General features: G+C 70.7%; 9 protein-coding genes and 1 pseudogene. 4 read left to right on the top strand and 6 right to left on the bottom strand.

What is annotated here, in order from left to right; all coding sequences use genetic code 11:
- Positions 1 to 100 precede the first annotated feature (100 nt).
- Positions 101 to 5,077 carry an NAD-glutamate dehydrogenase gene (locus tag ACZ53K_RS40670; protein ID WP_468847594.1) on the bottom strand — a complete coding sequence of 1,659 codons (4,977 nt, stop codon included), beginning with the start codon at positions 5,075 to 5,077 and terminating at the stop codon, positions 101 to 103.
- A gap of 543 nt (positions 5,078 to 5,620) precedes the next feature.
- Between ACZ53K_RS40670 and ACZ53K_RS40665 the strand changes: the two genes are divergently transcribed.
- Positions 5,621 to 6,187, top strand: a complete 567-nt coding sequence (locus ACZ53K_RS40665; RefSeq protein WP_468847591.1) for a DJ-1/PfpI family protein — start codon at positions 5,621 to 5,623, stop codon at positions 6,185 to 6,187.
- A 199-nt stretch (positions 6,188 to 6,386) separates the two neighbouring features.
- Here the strand turns inward: ACZ53K_RS40665 and ACZ53K_RS40660 are convergent, their stop codons facing one another.
- Positions 6,387 to 7,079 carry an HAD family hydrolase gene (locus tag ACZ53K_RS40660; RefSeq protein ID WP_468847588.1) on the bottom strand — a complete coding sequence of 231 codons (693 nt, stop codon included), beginning with the start codon at positions 7,077 to 7,079 and terminating at the stop codon, positions 6,387 to 6,389.
- A 129-nt stretch (positions 7,080 to 7,208) separates the two neighbouring features.
- Positions 7,209 to 7,715 (bottom strand): DUF6912 family protein, encoded by a 507-nt coding sequence (locus ACZ53K_RS40655; protein ID WP_468847585.1) that lies wholly within the window; start codon positions 7,713 to 7,715, stop codon positions 7,209 to 7,211.
- Between the two features lie 311 nt (positions 7,716 to 8,026).
- Between ACZ53K_RS40655 and ACZ53K_RS40650 the strand changes: the two genes are divergently transcribed.
- Positions 8,027 to 8,548: an Rv3235 family protein gene (locus tag ACZ53K_RS40650; RefSeq protein WP_468847582.1), complete on the top strand. Its 522-nt coding sequence runs from the start codon at positions 8,027 to 8,029 to the stop codon at positions 8,546 to 8,548.
- Between the two features lie 115 nt (positions 8,549 to 8,663).
- Here the strand turns inward: ACZ53K_RS40650 and secA are convergent, their stop codons facing one another.
- Positions 8,664 to 11,507, bottom strand: coding sequence for a preprotein translocase subunit SecA (gene secA, locus ACZ53K_RS40645; protein WP_468847579.1), 2,844 nt, complete (start codon positions 11,505 to 11,507; stop codon positions 8,664 to 8,666).
- Between the two features lie 331 nt (positions 11,508 to 11,838).
- On the opposite strand from secA, the pseudogene ACZ53K_RS40640 reads away from it, so the two are divergent.
- Positions 11,839 to 12,399, top strand: a pseudogene (locus tag ACZ53K_RS40640) (GNAT family N-acetyltransferase); the annotation flags it as partial.
- A gap of 82 nt (positions 12,400 to 12,481) precedes the next feature.
- Positions 12,482 to 13,708 carry a winged helix-turn-helix domain-containing protein gene (locus tag ACZ53K_RS40635; RefSeq protein ID WP_468847577.1) on the top strand — a complete coding sequence of 409 codons (1,227 nt, stop codon included), beginning with the start codon at positions 12,482 to 12,484 and terminating at the stop codon, positions 13,706 to 13,708.
- A 117-nt stretch (positions 13,709 to 13,825) separates the two neighbouring features.
- On the opposite strand, the gene ACZ53K_RS40630 is transcribed toward ACZ53K_RS40635, so the two are convergent.
- Positions 13,826 to 14,581 carry a response regulator gene (locus ACZ53K_RS40630; RefSeq protein ID WP_468847574.1) on the bottom strand — a complete coding sequence of 252 codons (756 nt, stop codon included), beginning with the start codon at positions 14,579 to 14,581 and terminating at the stop codon, positions 13,826 to 13,828.
- A gap of 235 nt (positions 14,582 to 14,816) precedes the next feature.
- On the bottom strand, positions 14,817 to 15,509 hold the full coding sequence (gene hpf / locus ACZ53K_RS40625) for a ribosome hibernation-promoting factor, HPF/YfiA family (RefSeq protein WP_468847571.1): 693 nt from the start codon (positions 15,507 to 15,509) through the stop codon (positions 14,817 to 14,819).
- Between the last annotated feature and the right edge of the window lie 135 nt (positions 15,510 to 15,644).

The raw sequence follows: 15,644 nt of genomic DNA, 5'->3' as shown, positions 1-15,644 counted from the left end.
GGCCTCCCCCCTCCCAACCCAACACCCCACCCCCCCCCCACCCCCCCCCCCCCTCCCCCCCCCCCCCCCCCCCCCCCCCCCCTCCACGACGTGGTGCGCGTCAGCTGTGCGTCCGCAGCAGCGTCCGCATGGTCCGCATCGCGACCGACAGGTTGGCCAGGTCGAAGCCCTCCGACCCGTGGATCTCCTCCAGCGTGGTCCGCGCGCGGCCGAGGATCGCCGCGTTCTTCTCCTCCCACGCCTTGAACCGCTCCTCCGGCGTCGCGGAGTCGCTGCCCACCGACAGGACGTCGCTGGTCAGCGCCGCGTGCGCGGCGAACAGGTCCTCGCGGATGGAGGCCCGGGCCATCGACTGCCACCGGTCGTTGCGCGGCAGTTCCAGGATGCGGTCCAGGAGCTGGTTGATCCGCAGCCGGTCGCCCAGGTCGTAGTAGACCTCGGCGACGTCCAGCGGCTCCTTGCCGGTGCGGTCCGCGATGGCCACGATGTCCAGCGCGGGGAAGACCGAGGAGAACCCGGCGACCCGCGTGGCCAGCGCCACCGGCACCCCGGCCTCGGTCAGCCCGTCCTGGATGCGCTGGTGCCATTCCAGGTCGCTGCCGCACAGCAGCTTGGGCAGTTCGGCCCAGACCCCGGCGACCCGCTCCGCGAAGAAGTCGATGGTCTCGGAGAGTTCCAGCGGCTGCGGACGGTTGTTGAGGAGCCAGCGGGTGCCGCGCTCCACCAGGCGCCGGGAGTGCAGCCGGATCCGGGTCTGCACCTCGGCGGCCACGACGTTGTCGAGGGCCTCGACGTCGTCCCAGACCGTGCCGAGTCCGAAGATCGCCCGGGCCGCGGTGTGCGCCCGTACGACCTCTTCCAGCGCGGCGCCGGTCTCCTCCCGCATCCGGTGCAGGAAGCTCGTACCGCCGGTGTTGACCGTGTCGTTGACCATCACGGTCGTGACGATCTCGCGGCGCAGCGCGTGCGCGTCGATCTGCTCGGCGAACTTCTCGCGCAGCGCGCTGGGGAAGTACGCGTGCAGCAGGTGCTGGAGGTACGGGTCGTCCGGCAGGCCGGTCTTGATGAGCGCGTCGGAGACCGTGATCTTCGTGTAGGCGAGCAGTACGGCGGTCTCGGGCTGGGTCAGCCCGCGTCCGGCGTTCAGCCGCTCCTTGATCTGCCGGTCGCTGGGCATGAACTCCAGCCCGCGGTCCAGGTGCCCGTCGCGCTCCAGGCGGCGGATGAAGCGCTGCTGGGCGGGGAGCATGCTCGCGGACTGCGCCTGCGCCAGTGAGAGCGCGGTGTTCTGCGCGTAGTTGTTGCGCAGGACCAGCGCGCCGACTTCGTCGGTCATCGCGGCCAGCAGCTTGTTGCGCTGCTTGACCGTCATGTCGCCGTCGGCGACGACCGAGTTGAGCAGGATCTTGATGTTCACCTCGTGGTCGGAGGTGTCCACACCGGCGCTGTTGTCGATCGCGTCGGTATTGATCTTGCCGCCGTTACGGTCGAACTCGATCCGGCCGAGCTGGGTCAGGCCCAGGTTGCCGCCCTCGCCGACGACCTTGACCCGCAGGTCCTCGCCGTTGACGCGGATCGCGTCGTTGGACTTGTCGCCCACGTCCGCGTTCGACTCGGCCGACGACTTCACGTACGTACCGATGCCGCCGTTCCACAGCAGGTCCACCGGCGCTTCGAGGATCGCCCGCATCAGGTCGGCCGGGGTCATCTTCTTGACGCCCGCCTCGATGCCGAGGGCGGCCCGTACCTGCGCGTTGATCGGGATGGACTTGGCGGTACGGGGGTGGATGCCGCCGCCCTGCGACAGCAGCTTGGTGTCGTAGTCCGCCCACGAGGAGCGCGGCAGCTCGAACAGCCGGCGGCGCTCGGCGTACGAGGTGGCCGCGTCCGGCGTCGGGTCGAGGAAGATGTGCCGGTGGTCGAACGCGGCGACCAGCCGGATGTGCTCGCTGAGCAGCATTCCGTTGCCGAACACGTCACCGGACATGTCACCGACACCCACCACGGTGAAGTCCTCGGTCTGGGTGTTGACGCCCAGCTCGCGGAAGTGCCGCTTGACCGACTCCCAGGCGCCGCGGGCGGTGATGCCCATGCCCTTGTGGTCGTACCCGGCGCTGCCGCCGGACGCGAACGCGTCCCCGAGCCAGAAGCCGTACGACTCGGCGACCTCGTTGGCGATGTCGGAGAACGTCGCGGTGCCCTTGTCGGCCGCGACGACGAGGTACGTGTCGTCCTCGTCGTGCCGCACGACGTCCGCGGGGTGCACGACCTCGCCGCCGACGAGGTTGTCGGTGATGTCCAGCAGACCCGAGATGAACGTCTTGTAGCAGGCGACGCCCTCCGCCAGCCACGCGTCACGGTCCACCGACGGGTCCGGCAGCCGCTTGCCGACGAAGCCGCCCTTGGCGCCGACCGGCACGATGACGGTGTTCTTCACCATCTGCGCCTTGACCAGGCCGAGCACCTCCGTACGGAAGTCCTCCCGCCGGTCCGACCAGCGCAGACCACCGCGGGCCACCTTGCCGAAGCGCAGGTGGACACCCTCGACGCGCGGCGAGTACACCCAGATCTCGTACGCCGGGCGCGGCGCCGGCAGGTCCGGGATGGCCTGCGGGTCGAGCTTCATCGACAGGTAGGAGTGCGGCTGCCCGTCGCCGTTCTTCTGGTAGTGGTTGGTGCGCAGCGTCGCCTTGATGACGGTCAGGAAGGACCGCAGGATGCGGTCCTCGTCCAGGCTCGCGACCTGGTCCAGCGCGCCGTCCAGCTCCTCCAGCAGCCCGTCGGTCAGCTCGGTGCCGGCCCGCTGCCGCTCCGGCGACATCCGCGCCTCGAAGAGGCTGACCAGCAGCCGGGTGGTGTGGACGTTGTTGGAGAGGGTGTCCTCCATATACGTCTGGCTGAAGGTCGAACCGGCCTGCCGCAGGTACTTGGCGTACGCCCGCAGCACCATCGCCTGGCGCCAGTTCAGCCCGGCCCGCAGCACCAGCTTGTTGAAGTTGTCGCTCTCCGCACGGCCGGTCCACACCGCCGTGAAGGCGTCCTGGAACCGCTCGCGCGCGTCGTCACCGTTCATCCGTTCGGGGATGCGCAGCCCGAAGTCGTAGATCCAGGCCGTGGTGTTGTCGGTGCAGCGCAGCTCGTGCGGGCGCTCGTCGACCACCTCGACGCCGAGCCGGTTCAGCACCGGCAGGACCTTGGACAGGGAGACCGGCTCACCCGTGCGGTAAATCTTGAAGCGGCGCTCGTCGGGGCCCGCGCCGACCGGCTCGTACAGGCTGACCTCGAAGTCGTTGCCGCCCTTCGCCGTCAGCTTCTCCAGGTGCTGGAGGTCGGCGACCGCGCTGCGCGGCGGGTTGTCGGCCTTGTAGCCCTCCGGGAAGGCGTGGTTGTAGCGGCGCAGCAGCTCGGCCGCGCGCTCCTCGCCGACCTCGGCGGTCAGCGCCTCGCCGAAGCCGTCGGCCCAGGAACGGGCCGCCTCGACCAGGCGCGCCTCGATGCGCTCGGCGTCCGCGTCGGTGAGGTTCGGCAGCGTCGCGCCGGGCTCGACCCGGACCACGAAGTGCAGCCGGGAGAGGATCGACTCGGTGTTCCAGGCGGTGAAGTCGACGCTGGTGCCGCCCAGTTCCTCCTTGAGGATGTCGATCAGCCGCAGCCGTACGCCGGTGGTGTAGCGGTCGCGCGGCAGGTAGATCAGCGCCGAGAAGTAGCGCCCGTACTCGTCCTGGCGCAGGTACAGCCGCAGCCGGCGGCGCTCCTGGAGGTACAGCACGCTGGTGACGATGGACTGCAGCTGGTCCACGCGCGTCTGGAACAGCTCGTCGCGCGGGTAGGTCTCCAGGATCTGGAGCAGGTCACGGCCGTCGTGGCTGTTGGCGGTGAAGCCCGCGGCCTCCAGCACCTCGGCGACCTTGCGGCGGATGACCGGCACGCGGCGTACGGACTCGGTGTACGCGGCCGAGGAGAACAGGCCGAGGAACCGGCGCTCGCCGACGACGTTGCCCTGGGCGTCGAACTTCTTGACGCCCACATAATCGAGGTACGAGGGGCGGTGCACGGTGGAACGGCTGTTGGCCTTGGTCAGGATCAGCAGCCGGTGCTCGCGGGCCTTGGCGCGCGCGTCCTTCGGCAGGCGGTTGAACGACGGGGAGACGGGGTGGCCGTCGTCGCCCTCGCTGTGCGCGGGGTCGGAGCGCAGGATGCCCAGGCCGGTGCCGGCCACGGCGGTCAGCACGTCCTCCTCGGCACCGGACTCGCCGGGGGCCGAGGTCAGCTCGTACTCGCGGTACCCGAGGAAGGTGAAGTGGTCGGCGGCCAGCCAGCGCAGCAGCTCGCGAGCCTCGTCGACCTCCTGGTCCCGCAGGTCGTCGGCGGTCGGCTCGGTGGGCAGCTCGTCGGCGATGCGCAGCGCGGCGTCGCGCATCTTCTCCCAGTCCTCGACGGCCTCCCGTACGTCGGACAGCACCCGCAGCAGGTCGGCGGTGATCTGCTTGAGGTCGGCGCGGTCGGTTTCCCGGTCGATCTCCACATGGATCCAGGACTCGATCAGCGCGTCGTGCGGCAGGTCCCGGCCCTTGCCGTTGCCCGCCTTGTCCTTGCCGGTCCGGCCGTGCAGGTCGCACGTGTTGTCCAGGACCTCGATCAGCTTGCCGGTCACGTCACGGCGGACGATCACCTGCGGGTGGATCACCACATGGATGCCCCGGCCCTGACGGGACAGCTCGTTGGTGACCGAGTCCACCAGGAAGGGCATGTCGTCGGTGACGACCTCGACGACGGAGTGGCTGCAGGTCCAGCCGTTCTCCTCGACCGTCGGGGTGTGCACCCGGACGTTCGCGGTGCCCTGCGGCCGGTTCTCGGCCAGCCGGTAGTGGGAGAGCGCGGCGCCGAAGACATCCACCGGATCGCGGCCGGTCAGGTCCTCCGGCGCGGTGTGCAGGTAGTAGCGCTGGAGGTATCCCAGGAGGGTGTCCGGGTCGAGACCCTGCACCGGTGCCTGTCCCCCGGCCGGGCTGCTTTCAGCGACCCGGGCCGCCCGCGCGAGCAGCTCGGTCTTGGCTTCGTCCAGCTTGGTCTGCATGTCCTCTGGCTCCTGTCGCGCGCCGTTGCGTGACGTCGTGGATGAACTCCGTGGAAGCTGCACGACGCCGGCCCGACCGGTGAGGGTTCCCCCGCCGCAACGCGGGGAAGTGTCCGGACGGAGACGACGCTGTGCCGCGATGAGCGCCGACCGGACCGCTCGGCGCCGGCCCGGTCGGGGTCGGCGTTCGGTCCCGGTCGCAACGATCAGCGGCCGCCCGGTCATCGTGCTGTCCCGGGCGCACGGCAAGGGCCTCGATGCCCCCGCGGGTTATCGCGCTGATCACGATGCAAGGCTATCGCTCCCGGCCGGGGTGCCGTCATGGTCCAGCTGTGTACAAACCCACTAGCCGAAATTTGACGATCCGGACAGCGACGCGGCGGCTCACCACCACCCCTGGAATCCCGCCGTATCCCGCGGGGGCTTGGCAAGGAGAGCGATCCGGAGGACGTTGAGCGGGACACCGAGGAGCGCACCGCGGCGCGCGGATGTGACGAACGGCACGTCCGCGCGCGGTACGCAACCCGAGCGGAGGTGGACGGCATGGCCGCCAAGATCCTGATCGTGACCGGTGACGCGGCGGAGTCCCTGGAGGTCCTCTACCCCTACCAGCGGCTGCGCGAGGAGGGCTACGACGTGCACGTCGCCGCCCCCGCCCGCAAAACCCTGCGACTGGTCGTACACGACTTCGAACCGGGCTTCGACACCTACACCGAGAAACCCGGCTACACCTGGCCCGCCGACCTGGCCTTCTCCGAGGTGGACCCGGGGCAGTACGCCGCCCTCGTGGTGCCCGGCGGGCGGGCGCCGGAATACCTGCGCAACGACCCCGAGCTGCGCAAACTCGTGAAGTCCTTCTTCGACTCGGACAAGCCCGTCGCCCAGATCTGCCACGGGCCGCTGCTGACCGCCGCGATCGGCGGCCTCAACGGACGCCGGGTCACCGCCTACCCCTCCCTCGAAATGGACATGCAGGCCGCCGGCGCCACCTTCCGGGACGCCGAGGTCGTCGTGGACGGCACCCTGGTGTCCTCCCGCGCCTGGCCGGACCACTCCGGATGGATGCGCGAGTTCATCGCGGTGCTGCGGGCGAAGGCGCCGGTGACGTGATGGCGGGGCGGAACCGGTGATGTGACGCCGAGGTCCGGGCCAGGGCCGGGCGTCCGGGGCCGCCCGGGACCGTGGCCGAGGCGTCCGAGGCGTGAGCCTTCGGCGGGCGGCGTCCGGCCGTACCCGGCCCGTGCCAGCCCAGCCCAGCCCAGCATGGCCTGGCCTGGCCTGGCCTGGCCTGGCCTGGCCTCCGCACCGGCTACGCGGCGATCTCCTCCGCGGCCTCCACCGCCTCCGCCAGCGTGTCCACCACCGGCACTCCCGCGGCCGCCAGGCTCGCACGGCTGTGCGACCCGCCGGTGTAGAGCACGGCGTGCGCCCCCGCGTGCCGGGCGGCCACCGCGTCGTCGAGCGCGTCACCGATCACGACCGTACGGCCCGGGTCTATTCGCCCCGCCCCGCTGTTCCCGGCAGACCCCTCGGTGAGGGCCGCGAGGTGGCGCACCATGTGCTCGCTCTTGCTGCCGCCGGAGGGCCCCGTACGGCCGTCCACGCGCAGGAAACGCGCCTCGATGCCGAAGCCCCGCACCAGCGGCGTCAGCTCGTCGTGCCCGTACAGGCTCAGGATCGACTGGCTGCGGCCCGCCAGCTGCCAGCTCTCCAGCAGCCGCTCCGCGCCCTCCGCGAGGCCGCACGCGGGCCGGTGGGTGGTGTAGTGCCGGTGGAACGCCTCGTCCATGACCAGCCACTCGGCTTCCGTCGGCATCCGCCCCATCAGCCGCTCGTAGAACCGCGGGACCGGCACGCAGTACAGCTCGCGGTAGCGCTCCAGGGTTATCGAAGGCAGCCCCAGCTCGGCGAAGGCGGCGTTGGTCGCGCCCATCACCGCTTCGGTGTCGTGAAAGAGCGTGCCGTTCCAGTCCCAGACGATGTGCGTCGCGTGCGTCCCCATGCCAAGACGGTACCCATGACCACTGACAGCCCAGTCACGGGCCGCGGCACCACAGGGGGAAGCGGTCCGCCCGGCGACCGGCCGGGGGCCCGCCCCGAGCCCCGCGTCCCCGCCGCCTCGGTCAGGCGATCAGGCGATCAGGTTCGGGATCTCCTGCACTCCGAACCACATCAGCTCGTGGTCCTCCGCGCCGTCCACCGTGAACCGCGCGTCGTCGTCGCCGAGGTCGGCGGCGCCCAGCGCGTCGGCGGCCGCCGTGACGTCCCGGACCGCGTCGTCGGAGTCGACGTGCACCGCGGCGGCCTTCGCCATCGGCACCGGCCCGGCGATCCGCACCTCGCCCAGCGCCGCCTGGTCCAGGCTCCGGTCGGGGTCGGCGACGGCCGCGCCGTCCGGTACGTCCACGGCCACCACGACCCGGCGCCGCGGGGCCCGCGGGTCGGCCGCGAGCCGGCGCAGCGAGCCCTGGGCGGCCCGGTTCAGCGCCGCGTACTCCAGTTCCTCGATGTCGTCCGAGACGTACCACTCGCGCAGCGCGGGCGTGACGGCGTAGGCGTCCAGCGGACCGGGACCCAACTCCCCGGCCTCGTGCGCCGCCGCGAGTCCGGGCAGGGTCAAGGGGACATACACGCGCATGGCTGCCGCTTCCGCTCACATCGCCGGGGTCTTGAAAATCTGCCCGGCCAGCATACGGGCGCGGGATACGGCACGGGATACGGGCGGGAGTCCCCCTTCGTGCTCCCTCTCCACCGCTCCGGCGCCGCCCCCTGCCGGACACCCGCCGCCTAGTGCCCGCACATCCGCGCGCTCTCCCCCTGATGGGTGAATTTCCGGCCGTCCGCCCGGCCCGGCCGGCGGCCCTTGCTGCCGCCGTTCGCCCGCCGGTAGAAGAATCCCACCGAAGCTACTGACCGGTATCCACCGGACCGGCCGAACGGGGGCCCACCATGCTCACCACCCACACCGACGCCCTCCCATCCGCCCGCACCCGCTCCCCCAGGATTCCGCCCGCCACGGGACCGGGCCGCCCCCGCACCGGCCCGCCCGGCCGCCGTGACACCCGGCGCCCGGCCGGGCCCCGTACGGTCCCCGCCCCCGCCGTGCGGCGCCGGCTCCCCCGCCCCGAGCCGCACGACTGGTTCGCCGAACAGCTGCTGCTGGCCCTCAGCGGCCGGCGCCCCGTACACGCCCTCCTGGGCCACGCGCTGCCCGCCGCGTACGACCGCCTCGTGGAACTGGCCCCACAGGCACCCCTGCGCCCCACGGGCACCGGAGCGGGCCGCTACGCACCGGCCCCGTCGGTACGCCACTGCGGTCTCTGCCTGCCGCGCCCGGGCGTCATCGAGGCGTTCGCCCGCATCGCCTCCGGCGAGCGGCTGCGCGCCCTCGCCTTCCGGCTGGAGCTGGGCAGGGACGCCCGGTGGCGCTGCGCCGCCCTCGACATCGGCCCGTCCACCCGGGTCTGGTGACCGCGGCGGCGCTCAGCCCCTCCCGTACGAGAAAACCGGGGCACCGCAGCTCCGCGCTGCGATGCCCCGGCCGCACACCCTCCGCCGGGCGGCGGGTGTCACCTCTCGCCGTACGTCACTTCTTGCGGCGGCGTCCGCCGCTCTTCTGGGCCTTGCGGCGCTCCGCGCGCGTCAGGCCGTCCGACTCGGAACGGGCCGGGGCTGTGTCCTGGCCGGCCTCGCTGGTGAAGTCACCCTCGACGACACCGCCCTCGCCGTCCACGGTCGGCGCGGAGAAGTGCAGCCGGTCCGGGCGCTGCGGCGCCTCCAGGCCCTTCGCGTGGATCTCCGGCCGCCCGGCACCGGCCCCGGCGGGCACGGCGTCCTGGGCGTCCTTGTCCAGCGAGGTCTTCTCCTCGGCGTCGGCCACCGGGACCTCCTCGACCTGCTGCTCGACCTGGACCTCCAGGTTGAACAGGTAGCCGACGGACTCCTCCTTGATGCCCTCCATCATGGCGGTGAACATGTCGAAGCCCTCGCGCTGGTACTCGACCAGCGGGTCCTTCTGGGCCATTGCGCGGAGGCCGATGCCCTCCTGGAGGTAGTCCATCTCGTAGAGGTGCTCGCGCCACTTGCGGTCCAGGACGGACAGCACCACGCGGCGCTCCAGCTCACGCATGATGTCGGAGCCGAGCTGCTCCTCACGGGCCGCGTACTGCTGGTGGATGTCCTCCTTGACGGCCTCCGCGATGAAGTCGGAGGTGATGCCGGCGCGGTCACCGGCCTCCTCCTCCAGCTCCTCGACCGTCACCTTGACCGGGTAGAGCTGCTTGAACGCGCCCCACAGGCGGTCCAGGTCCCACTCCTCCGCGAAGCCCTCGACCGTCTCCGCCTGGATGTAGGCGTCGATGGTGTCGTCCATGAAGTGCTTGATCTGGTCCTGGAGGTCCTCGCCCTCCAGGACGCGGCGGCGCTCGCCGTAGATGACCTCGCGCTGGCGGTTGAGCACCTCGTCGTACTTCAGGACGTTCTTACGGGTCTCGAAGTTCTGCTGCTCGACCTGCGACTGCGCGGAGGCGATGGCGCGCGTCACCATCTTGTTCTCGATCGGCACGTCGTCCGGGACGTTGGCCATCGCCATGACCCGCTCGACCATCTGGGCCTTGAACAGGCGCATCAGGTCGTCGCCGAGGGAGAGGTAGAAGCGGGACTCGCCGGGGTCGCCCTGACGGCCGGAGCGGCCGCGCAGCTGGTTGTCGATACGGCGCGACTCGTGCCGCTCGGTGCCCAGGACGTACAGCCCGCCGAGGCTCTTGACCTCTTCGAACTCCGCCTCGACCGCGGCCTCGGCCTTCTCCAGGGCGGCGGGCAGCGCGGCCGCCCACTCCTCGACGTGCTCGACCGGGTCCAGGCCCTGGTTGCGCAGCTCGGCCTCGGCGAGGTCGTCGGGGTTGCCGCCCAGCTTGATGTCCGTACCACGGCCGGCCATGTTCGTGGCGACCGTGACGGAGCCCTTGCGGCCGGCCTGGGCGACGATCGACGCCTCCCGGTCGTGCTGCTTGGCGTTGAGCACCTCGTGGCGCACACCGCGCTTGTTCAGCTGCTGGGAGAGGTACTCCGACTTCTCCACGGAGGTGGTGCCGACCAGGATCGGCTGGCCCTTCTCGTGCTTCTCGACGATGTCCTCGACGACCGCGGCGAACTTGGCGACCTCGGTGCGGTAGATCAGGTCGGCCTGGTCCTTGCGGACCATCGGGCGGTTCGTCGGGATCGGGACGACGCCCAGCTTGTAGATCTGGTGGAACTCGGCGGCCTCGGTCATGGCCGTACCGGTCATTCCGGAGAGCTTGTCGTAGAGGCGGAAGAAGTTCTGGAGGGTGATCGTGGCGAGCGTCTGGTTCTCGTCCTTGATCTCCACCCCTTCCTTCGCCTCGATGGCCTGGTGCATGCCCTCGTTGTAGCGGCGGCCGGCGAGGATACGGCCGGTGTGCTCGTCGACGATCATGACCTCGCCGTCGATGACGACGTAGTCCTTGTCGAGCTTGAACAGCTCCTTGGCCTTGATCGCGTTGTTCAGGTACCCGACCAGCGGCGTGTTGACCGACTCGTACAGGTTGTCGATGCCGAGCCAGTCCTCGACCTTGCTGACGCCGGACTCGTGGATGCCGACCGTGCGCTTCTTCTCGTCGACGTCGTAATCGCCGGTCTCCTCGACGCCGCGCTGCGGGTTGGCGGGCTCGCCCTTCTTCAGGCGCTTGACCAACTTCGCGAAGTCGCCGTACCACTTGGTGGCCGAGTCCGCCGGGCCCGAGATGATCAGCGGCGTACGGGCCTCGTCGACCAGGATCGAGTCGACCTCGTCGACGATGGCGAAGTTGTGGCCACGCTGGACCAGCTCGTCCTGCGACCAGGCCATGTTGTCGCGCAGATAGTCGAAGCCGAACTCGTTGTTCGTGCCGTACGTGATGTCGCGGTTGTACTGTTCACGCCGTTCGGCGGGCGTCATGTTGGCCAGAATGCAACCGACCGACAGTCCCAGGAACTTGTGGACCCGGCCCATCATTTCCGAGTCGCGCTCGGCCAGGTAGTCATTGACCGTGATCAGGTGGACGCCCTTGCCGGACAGCGCGTTCAGATACGCCGGGAGCGTACCGACCAGGGTCTTGCCCTCACCGGTCTTCATCTCGGCGACGTACCCCATGTGGAGGGCCGCGCCACCCATCAGCTGAACGTCGTAGGGACGCTGGCCGAGCACGCGCCTGGCGGCCTCACGGACGGTCGCGAACGCCTCGGGCAGCAGGTCGTCCAGCGTTTCGCCGTCCGCGAACCGCTCCTTGTACTCATCGGTGAGCGCCCGCAGCTCGGCGTCGGAGAGGGCCGCAAAGTCCTCCTCGATGGAGTTGACCTGGCCCGCGATGCGGTGCAGTTTGCGCAGGATCTTTCCTTCGCCTGCACGCATGAGCTTGTTGAAGACGGACACTTGGGCTGGTCTCCTTGCCGGTCGGGCCTGGCACGGTCAGGTGCGCGGGCGCGGCATTTTTCCAAGGGGCAGGCCCCGCCGCAACGGCCATCGTAAAGGAGGACCCCTTCCGGCCGGGAGGTCCACCGCCGTGAAGCCACCTGTCACCCCTGTGCACACCTTTCCCTACGTGAACGCGCGAGGCCGGGAGAAGGTGCCGGGCCGGGGCGGGAAAGGGGGCGGGGCGGGGGCGGGGCAGGAGGGCGCGGGGCCGGGCGGGCACCGGAACCGTGCCGGCCAGGCCGTGAAAAACCGCTCGCCCCCGCCCTCCCCACCTCCCCACACTCCCGGTATGGAGCCCGTCACACTGACCACCGAGCGCCTCGTCCTGCGCCCCTTCGAGCCCGCCGACGCTCCGGCGGTGCACGCCGCCTGCCAGGACCCCGACATTCCCCGCTGGACCCCCGTGCCGTCCCCGTACGACTTCTCACACGCCCGGGATTTCGTCGGCCGGGCCTGCCCGGAAGGCTGGCGCACGGACACCACGTACACCTTCGCGGTGACCACCAAGGCCGACGGCACCCTGGTCGGGGCCATGAGCCTGGTCCGTCTGGCGCTGGACACCGCCGAGCGGCAGGCCGAGGTCGGCTACTGGACGGCGAAGGAAGAACGCGGCCAGGGATACACCGCCGAAGCCGTACGGGAAATCGCACGCTGGGCCTTCACCGGCCTACGGGCCGAGCGACTGGAATGGCTCGCCGAGGCCGGCAACACCGGCTCCCGCGCGGTGGCCCTGAAGGCCGGCTTCCGCATGGAGGGCACCCTGCGCGCCAAGATCCCCCGCCGGGCCACCCGCCGGGACGCCTGGATCGGCTCACTGCTCCCCTCCGACCTGGGACTGGCCTCCGAAGCCCCCATCTCCCGTTCCGCGGCTGACGAGTTCGGGCGGGAGGGGATTCCCGGCCATTGTCAGTGGTCACTCTTACGCTGTCCCCATGACAGCTGCGACGCCCGCGAAGCCCGTGCCGACGAAGCCCGTGACCGCCCTGTCCGCCGACGACGCCCGGCGCATCGCGCTGCGCGCGCAGGGCTTCCTCGGCGCACCGGACCGCCGCGCGGGCGTCCGGGGCGTCCTGCGCCGCCTCGGCGCGGTGCAGCTGGACACGATCTCGGTCCTGGCCCGCTCCCACGAGCTGATCCCGTACGCCCGGCTCGGTGCCGTCGGCCGCGACGCCGTCGAGTCCGCCTACTGGTCGGACGGGCACAGCTTCGAGTACTGGTCGCACGCCGCCTGCGTGCTGCCCATCGAGGAGTGGCCGCACTTCGCATTCCGCCGCCGGGCGATGCGCGCGAAGGGGTACCGCTGGCATCTTATGGAGGACCGCGAAGGCTCCTGCGCCGCCGTACTGGACCGGCTGAAGGCCGACGGCCCGCTGACCACCTCCGACCTGGGCGGCGGCCGCAAGGGCGGCGAGTGGTGGGACTGGTCCGAAACGAAGATCGCGGTGGAGTGGCTGCTGGACACCGGCCAGGTCGTGTGCACGGAGCGCCGCGCCTGGAAGCGGGTGTACGACCTCGCCGAGCGCGCCGTCCCCGACTACCTGCTGCACGACGACCTGGACGACGCGGAGTGCATGCGGCGCCTGGTCGCCCAGGCCGGCGCGGCGCTGGGCGTGGCCACCCGCGCGGACCTCGCCGACTACCACCGCCTCAAGAACGACCAGGTGGACGCCGTCATCGAGGCGTCGGGCCTGGTCCCGGTCGAGGTCGAGGGCTGGGGCAGGCCCGCCTGGGCGGACCCCGCCGCACTGTCCGACGCGCCGCGCGGCCGGCATCGTACGACCCTGCTCTCGCCCTTCGACTCACTCATCTGGGACCGCCCGCGTACGGCCCGCATCTTCGACTTCACCCACCGCCTGGAGGCGTACGTCCCGCGCCCCAAGCGGATACACGGCTACTTCGCAATGCCCCTGCTGACCGGCGGCCGGCTCGCCGGGCGGGTGGACCCGGCCCGCGAGGGCAGCACGCTCGTCGCCCGCCAGGTGTCGATGCGCGACGCCAAGGCCGTACGCCCGATGGCCCAGGCGCTGACGGAGGCCGCGCAGTGGGTCGGCTGCGACTCCGTACGCATCGAACGCTGCGACGACGCGGCGCTGCGGCAGGCGCTGATAGCGGAGGTGGGAGCGGGGACGGGGGCGGCAGGCGACGCGGAGCTGTCGTAACGGGCTCTCGGCCCCGGGCGCCCACGAGGCGCCCGCCCGGACCGGTTACCGGCTGCCCCGCCTGGCGGCTCACTGATCTGGTCACTGATCTGCTCACCGACCCCTTCACCGACCCGCTCAGCGGATCTCCAGGATCTTCTCCCGCATCGCGTACACCACCGCCTCCATCCGGGAGTGCAGCTGCAGCTTCTCCAGGATGTTGCGGACGTGGTTCTTGACGGTGTTCTCGGAGATGAACAGTTCCTTGGCGATGTCGCGGTTGTTCATGCCCGTCGCGACCAGCTTGAGAACCTCCAGCTCACGGTCGGTGAGCCGGGGCGCCGGCACCAGACGGCGCTCGTCCGTGCGCTGGATCATCGACTTGAACTCGGTCAGCAGCTTGGACGCCATGGACGGGCTGATCTGGGACTGGCCGTCCGCCACCGCGCGGATCGCCGTCGCCACCTCGTCCGTGGAGATCTCCTTGAGGAGGTAGCCGGTGGCCCCGGCCTTGATCGCGTCGTAGAGGTCCGCCTCCTCGTCGCTGATCGTCAGCATGATGATCTTCGCGCTGGGGGCCACCTCCTTGATGGAGGTGCACGCCTCGATGCCGCCGCGCCTGGGCATCCGTACGTCCATCAGGACGATGTCGGGCAGCAGGTCGGCGGCCTTGTCCACGGCCTCGGCGCCGTCCCCGGCCTCACCGACGACCTGGATGTCCTCCTCGTGGGCGAGCACGATCTCCAAGCCCCGGCGGAAGAGCGCGTGGTCGTCGACGACCAGGACCCTGATCGGCTCCTTGCGCGACACGCCCGCCTCCGTGCCGGCACCGTCACCGACGCCGACCCCGTCGTCGTCCGCTCCGCCGTGCACGGGCCCGAAGCTGTCCCCCATCGTTCCTCCCGTCAACTACTCGGCCGGTCAAGGCCAGAGTTTGGATATAAGGCTGGTTGACTACAGCCCGCTGCGGCCAGCCCGAACAACGCCATACAACCGTCTCCCCGGCATGTCGCCATTTCGCGCCCACAAGCTCCCTGGCTGGCACAAACACTATACGGCCTCAACTCCTGCCCCCCGCAGGCGCAATGGTGCCCCCGGGCGTACGCCGGGGGCACCACTTCAGCGGCCGTCAGCCGCCGAGCGCCCCACCGGCGCCACCGGGCTCCTCTCCCCCGAACGAGTCAGGGTTCAGGTGGATGACTCCGTAGTCGTAGGCGTGCCGCCGGTAGACGACACTCGGCTGCTTGGTCTCGGCGTCGACGAAGAGGTAGAAGTCGTGGCCGACCAACTCCATCTCGTAGAGCGCCTGGTTGAGCGTCATCGGCGCCGCGGCGTGGGTCTTCTCGCGAACGATCAGGGGGCCTTCGCCCTGGACCTCCAGCGAACCCATCTTCGTCGTCGGCACCTGCTCCTGCGGCGCACCGTCCACGGCGAGCCGACCGGTCTCGTCCAGCTTCGCCGCGCCCGGGACGCTCTCCGCGACGTCACTCGCCGGGATGCGCCCGTTGCCGCGCCGCGAGTGGCGCTTGTCGTGCTGCTTGCGCAGCCGCGCTTCCAGCTTGGCCGTGGCCAGGTCGAGCGCGGCGTAAGGGTCGGCGGCGGCCGCCTCGGCCCGTACCACCGGGCCTCGGGAGCGGAGGGTGATCTCCACTCGGTCGGAACGGTCGGCCTGCCGGGGGTTGGGCTCCTTGGACACCTCGACGTCCAGGCTGATCACCTTGCCGTCGAGCTTCTGGACCTTGTCCAGCTTCAGCTTCTCGGCCACGTGCTTGCGGAACCGCTCGGGCACCTCGGTCTTGCGGCCCTTGACGACGATGTCCACGCAGAACTCCGTTCCCGGATCACTCCGCTACAGCGCGCGGAGCTATTCCTTCTTGCACCAGGCTCCGGTAAGTGCCGAAGCCTCGGACTTGGCGACTTTCACCTCCTCCTCCCCCGTCGGCAGGGTCCCCACTCC

The sequence above is a fragment of the Streptomyces sp. NPDC033221 genome (assembly GCF_055577005.1).
This window is presented reverse-complemented; position numbering and strand designations above follow the sequence as displayed.

Coding starts and splice junctions, on each gene's coding strand:
- ACZ53K_RS40670 (WP_468847594.1), bottom strand. CDS start 5,077: ATGCAGACCAAGCTGGACGAAGCCAAGACCGAGCTGCTCGCGCGGGCG.
- ACZ53K_RS40665 (WP_468847591.1), top strand. CDS start 5,621: ATGGCCGCCAAGATCCTGATCGTGACCGGTGACGCGGCGGAGTCCCTG.
- ACZ53K_RS40660 (WP_468847588.1), bottom strand. CDS start 7,079: ATGGGGACGCACGCGACGCACATCGTCTGGGACTGGAACGGCACGCTC.
- ACZ53K_RS40655 (WP_468847585.1), bottom strand. CDS start 7,715: ATGCGCGTGTATGTCCCCTTGACCCTGCCCGGACTCGCGGCGGCGCAC.
- ACZ53K_RS40650 (WP_468847582.1), top strand. CDS start 8,027: ATGCTCACCACCCACACCGACGCCCTCCCATCCGCCCGCACCCGCTCC.
- ACZ53K_RS40635 (WP_468847577.1), top strand. CDS start 12,482: ATGACAGCTGCGACGCCCGCGAAGCCCGTGCCGACGAAGCCCGTGACC.
- ACZ53K_RS40630 (WP_468847574.1), bottom strand. CDS start 14,581: ATGGGGGACAGCTTCGGGCCCGTGCACGGCGGAGCGGACGACGACGGG.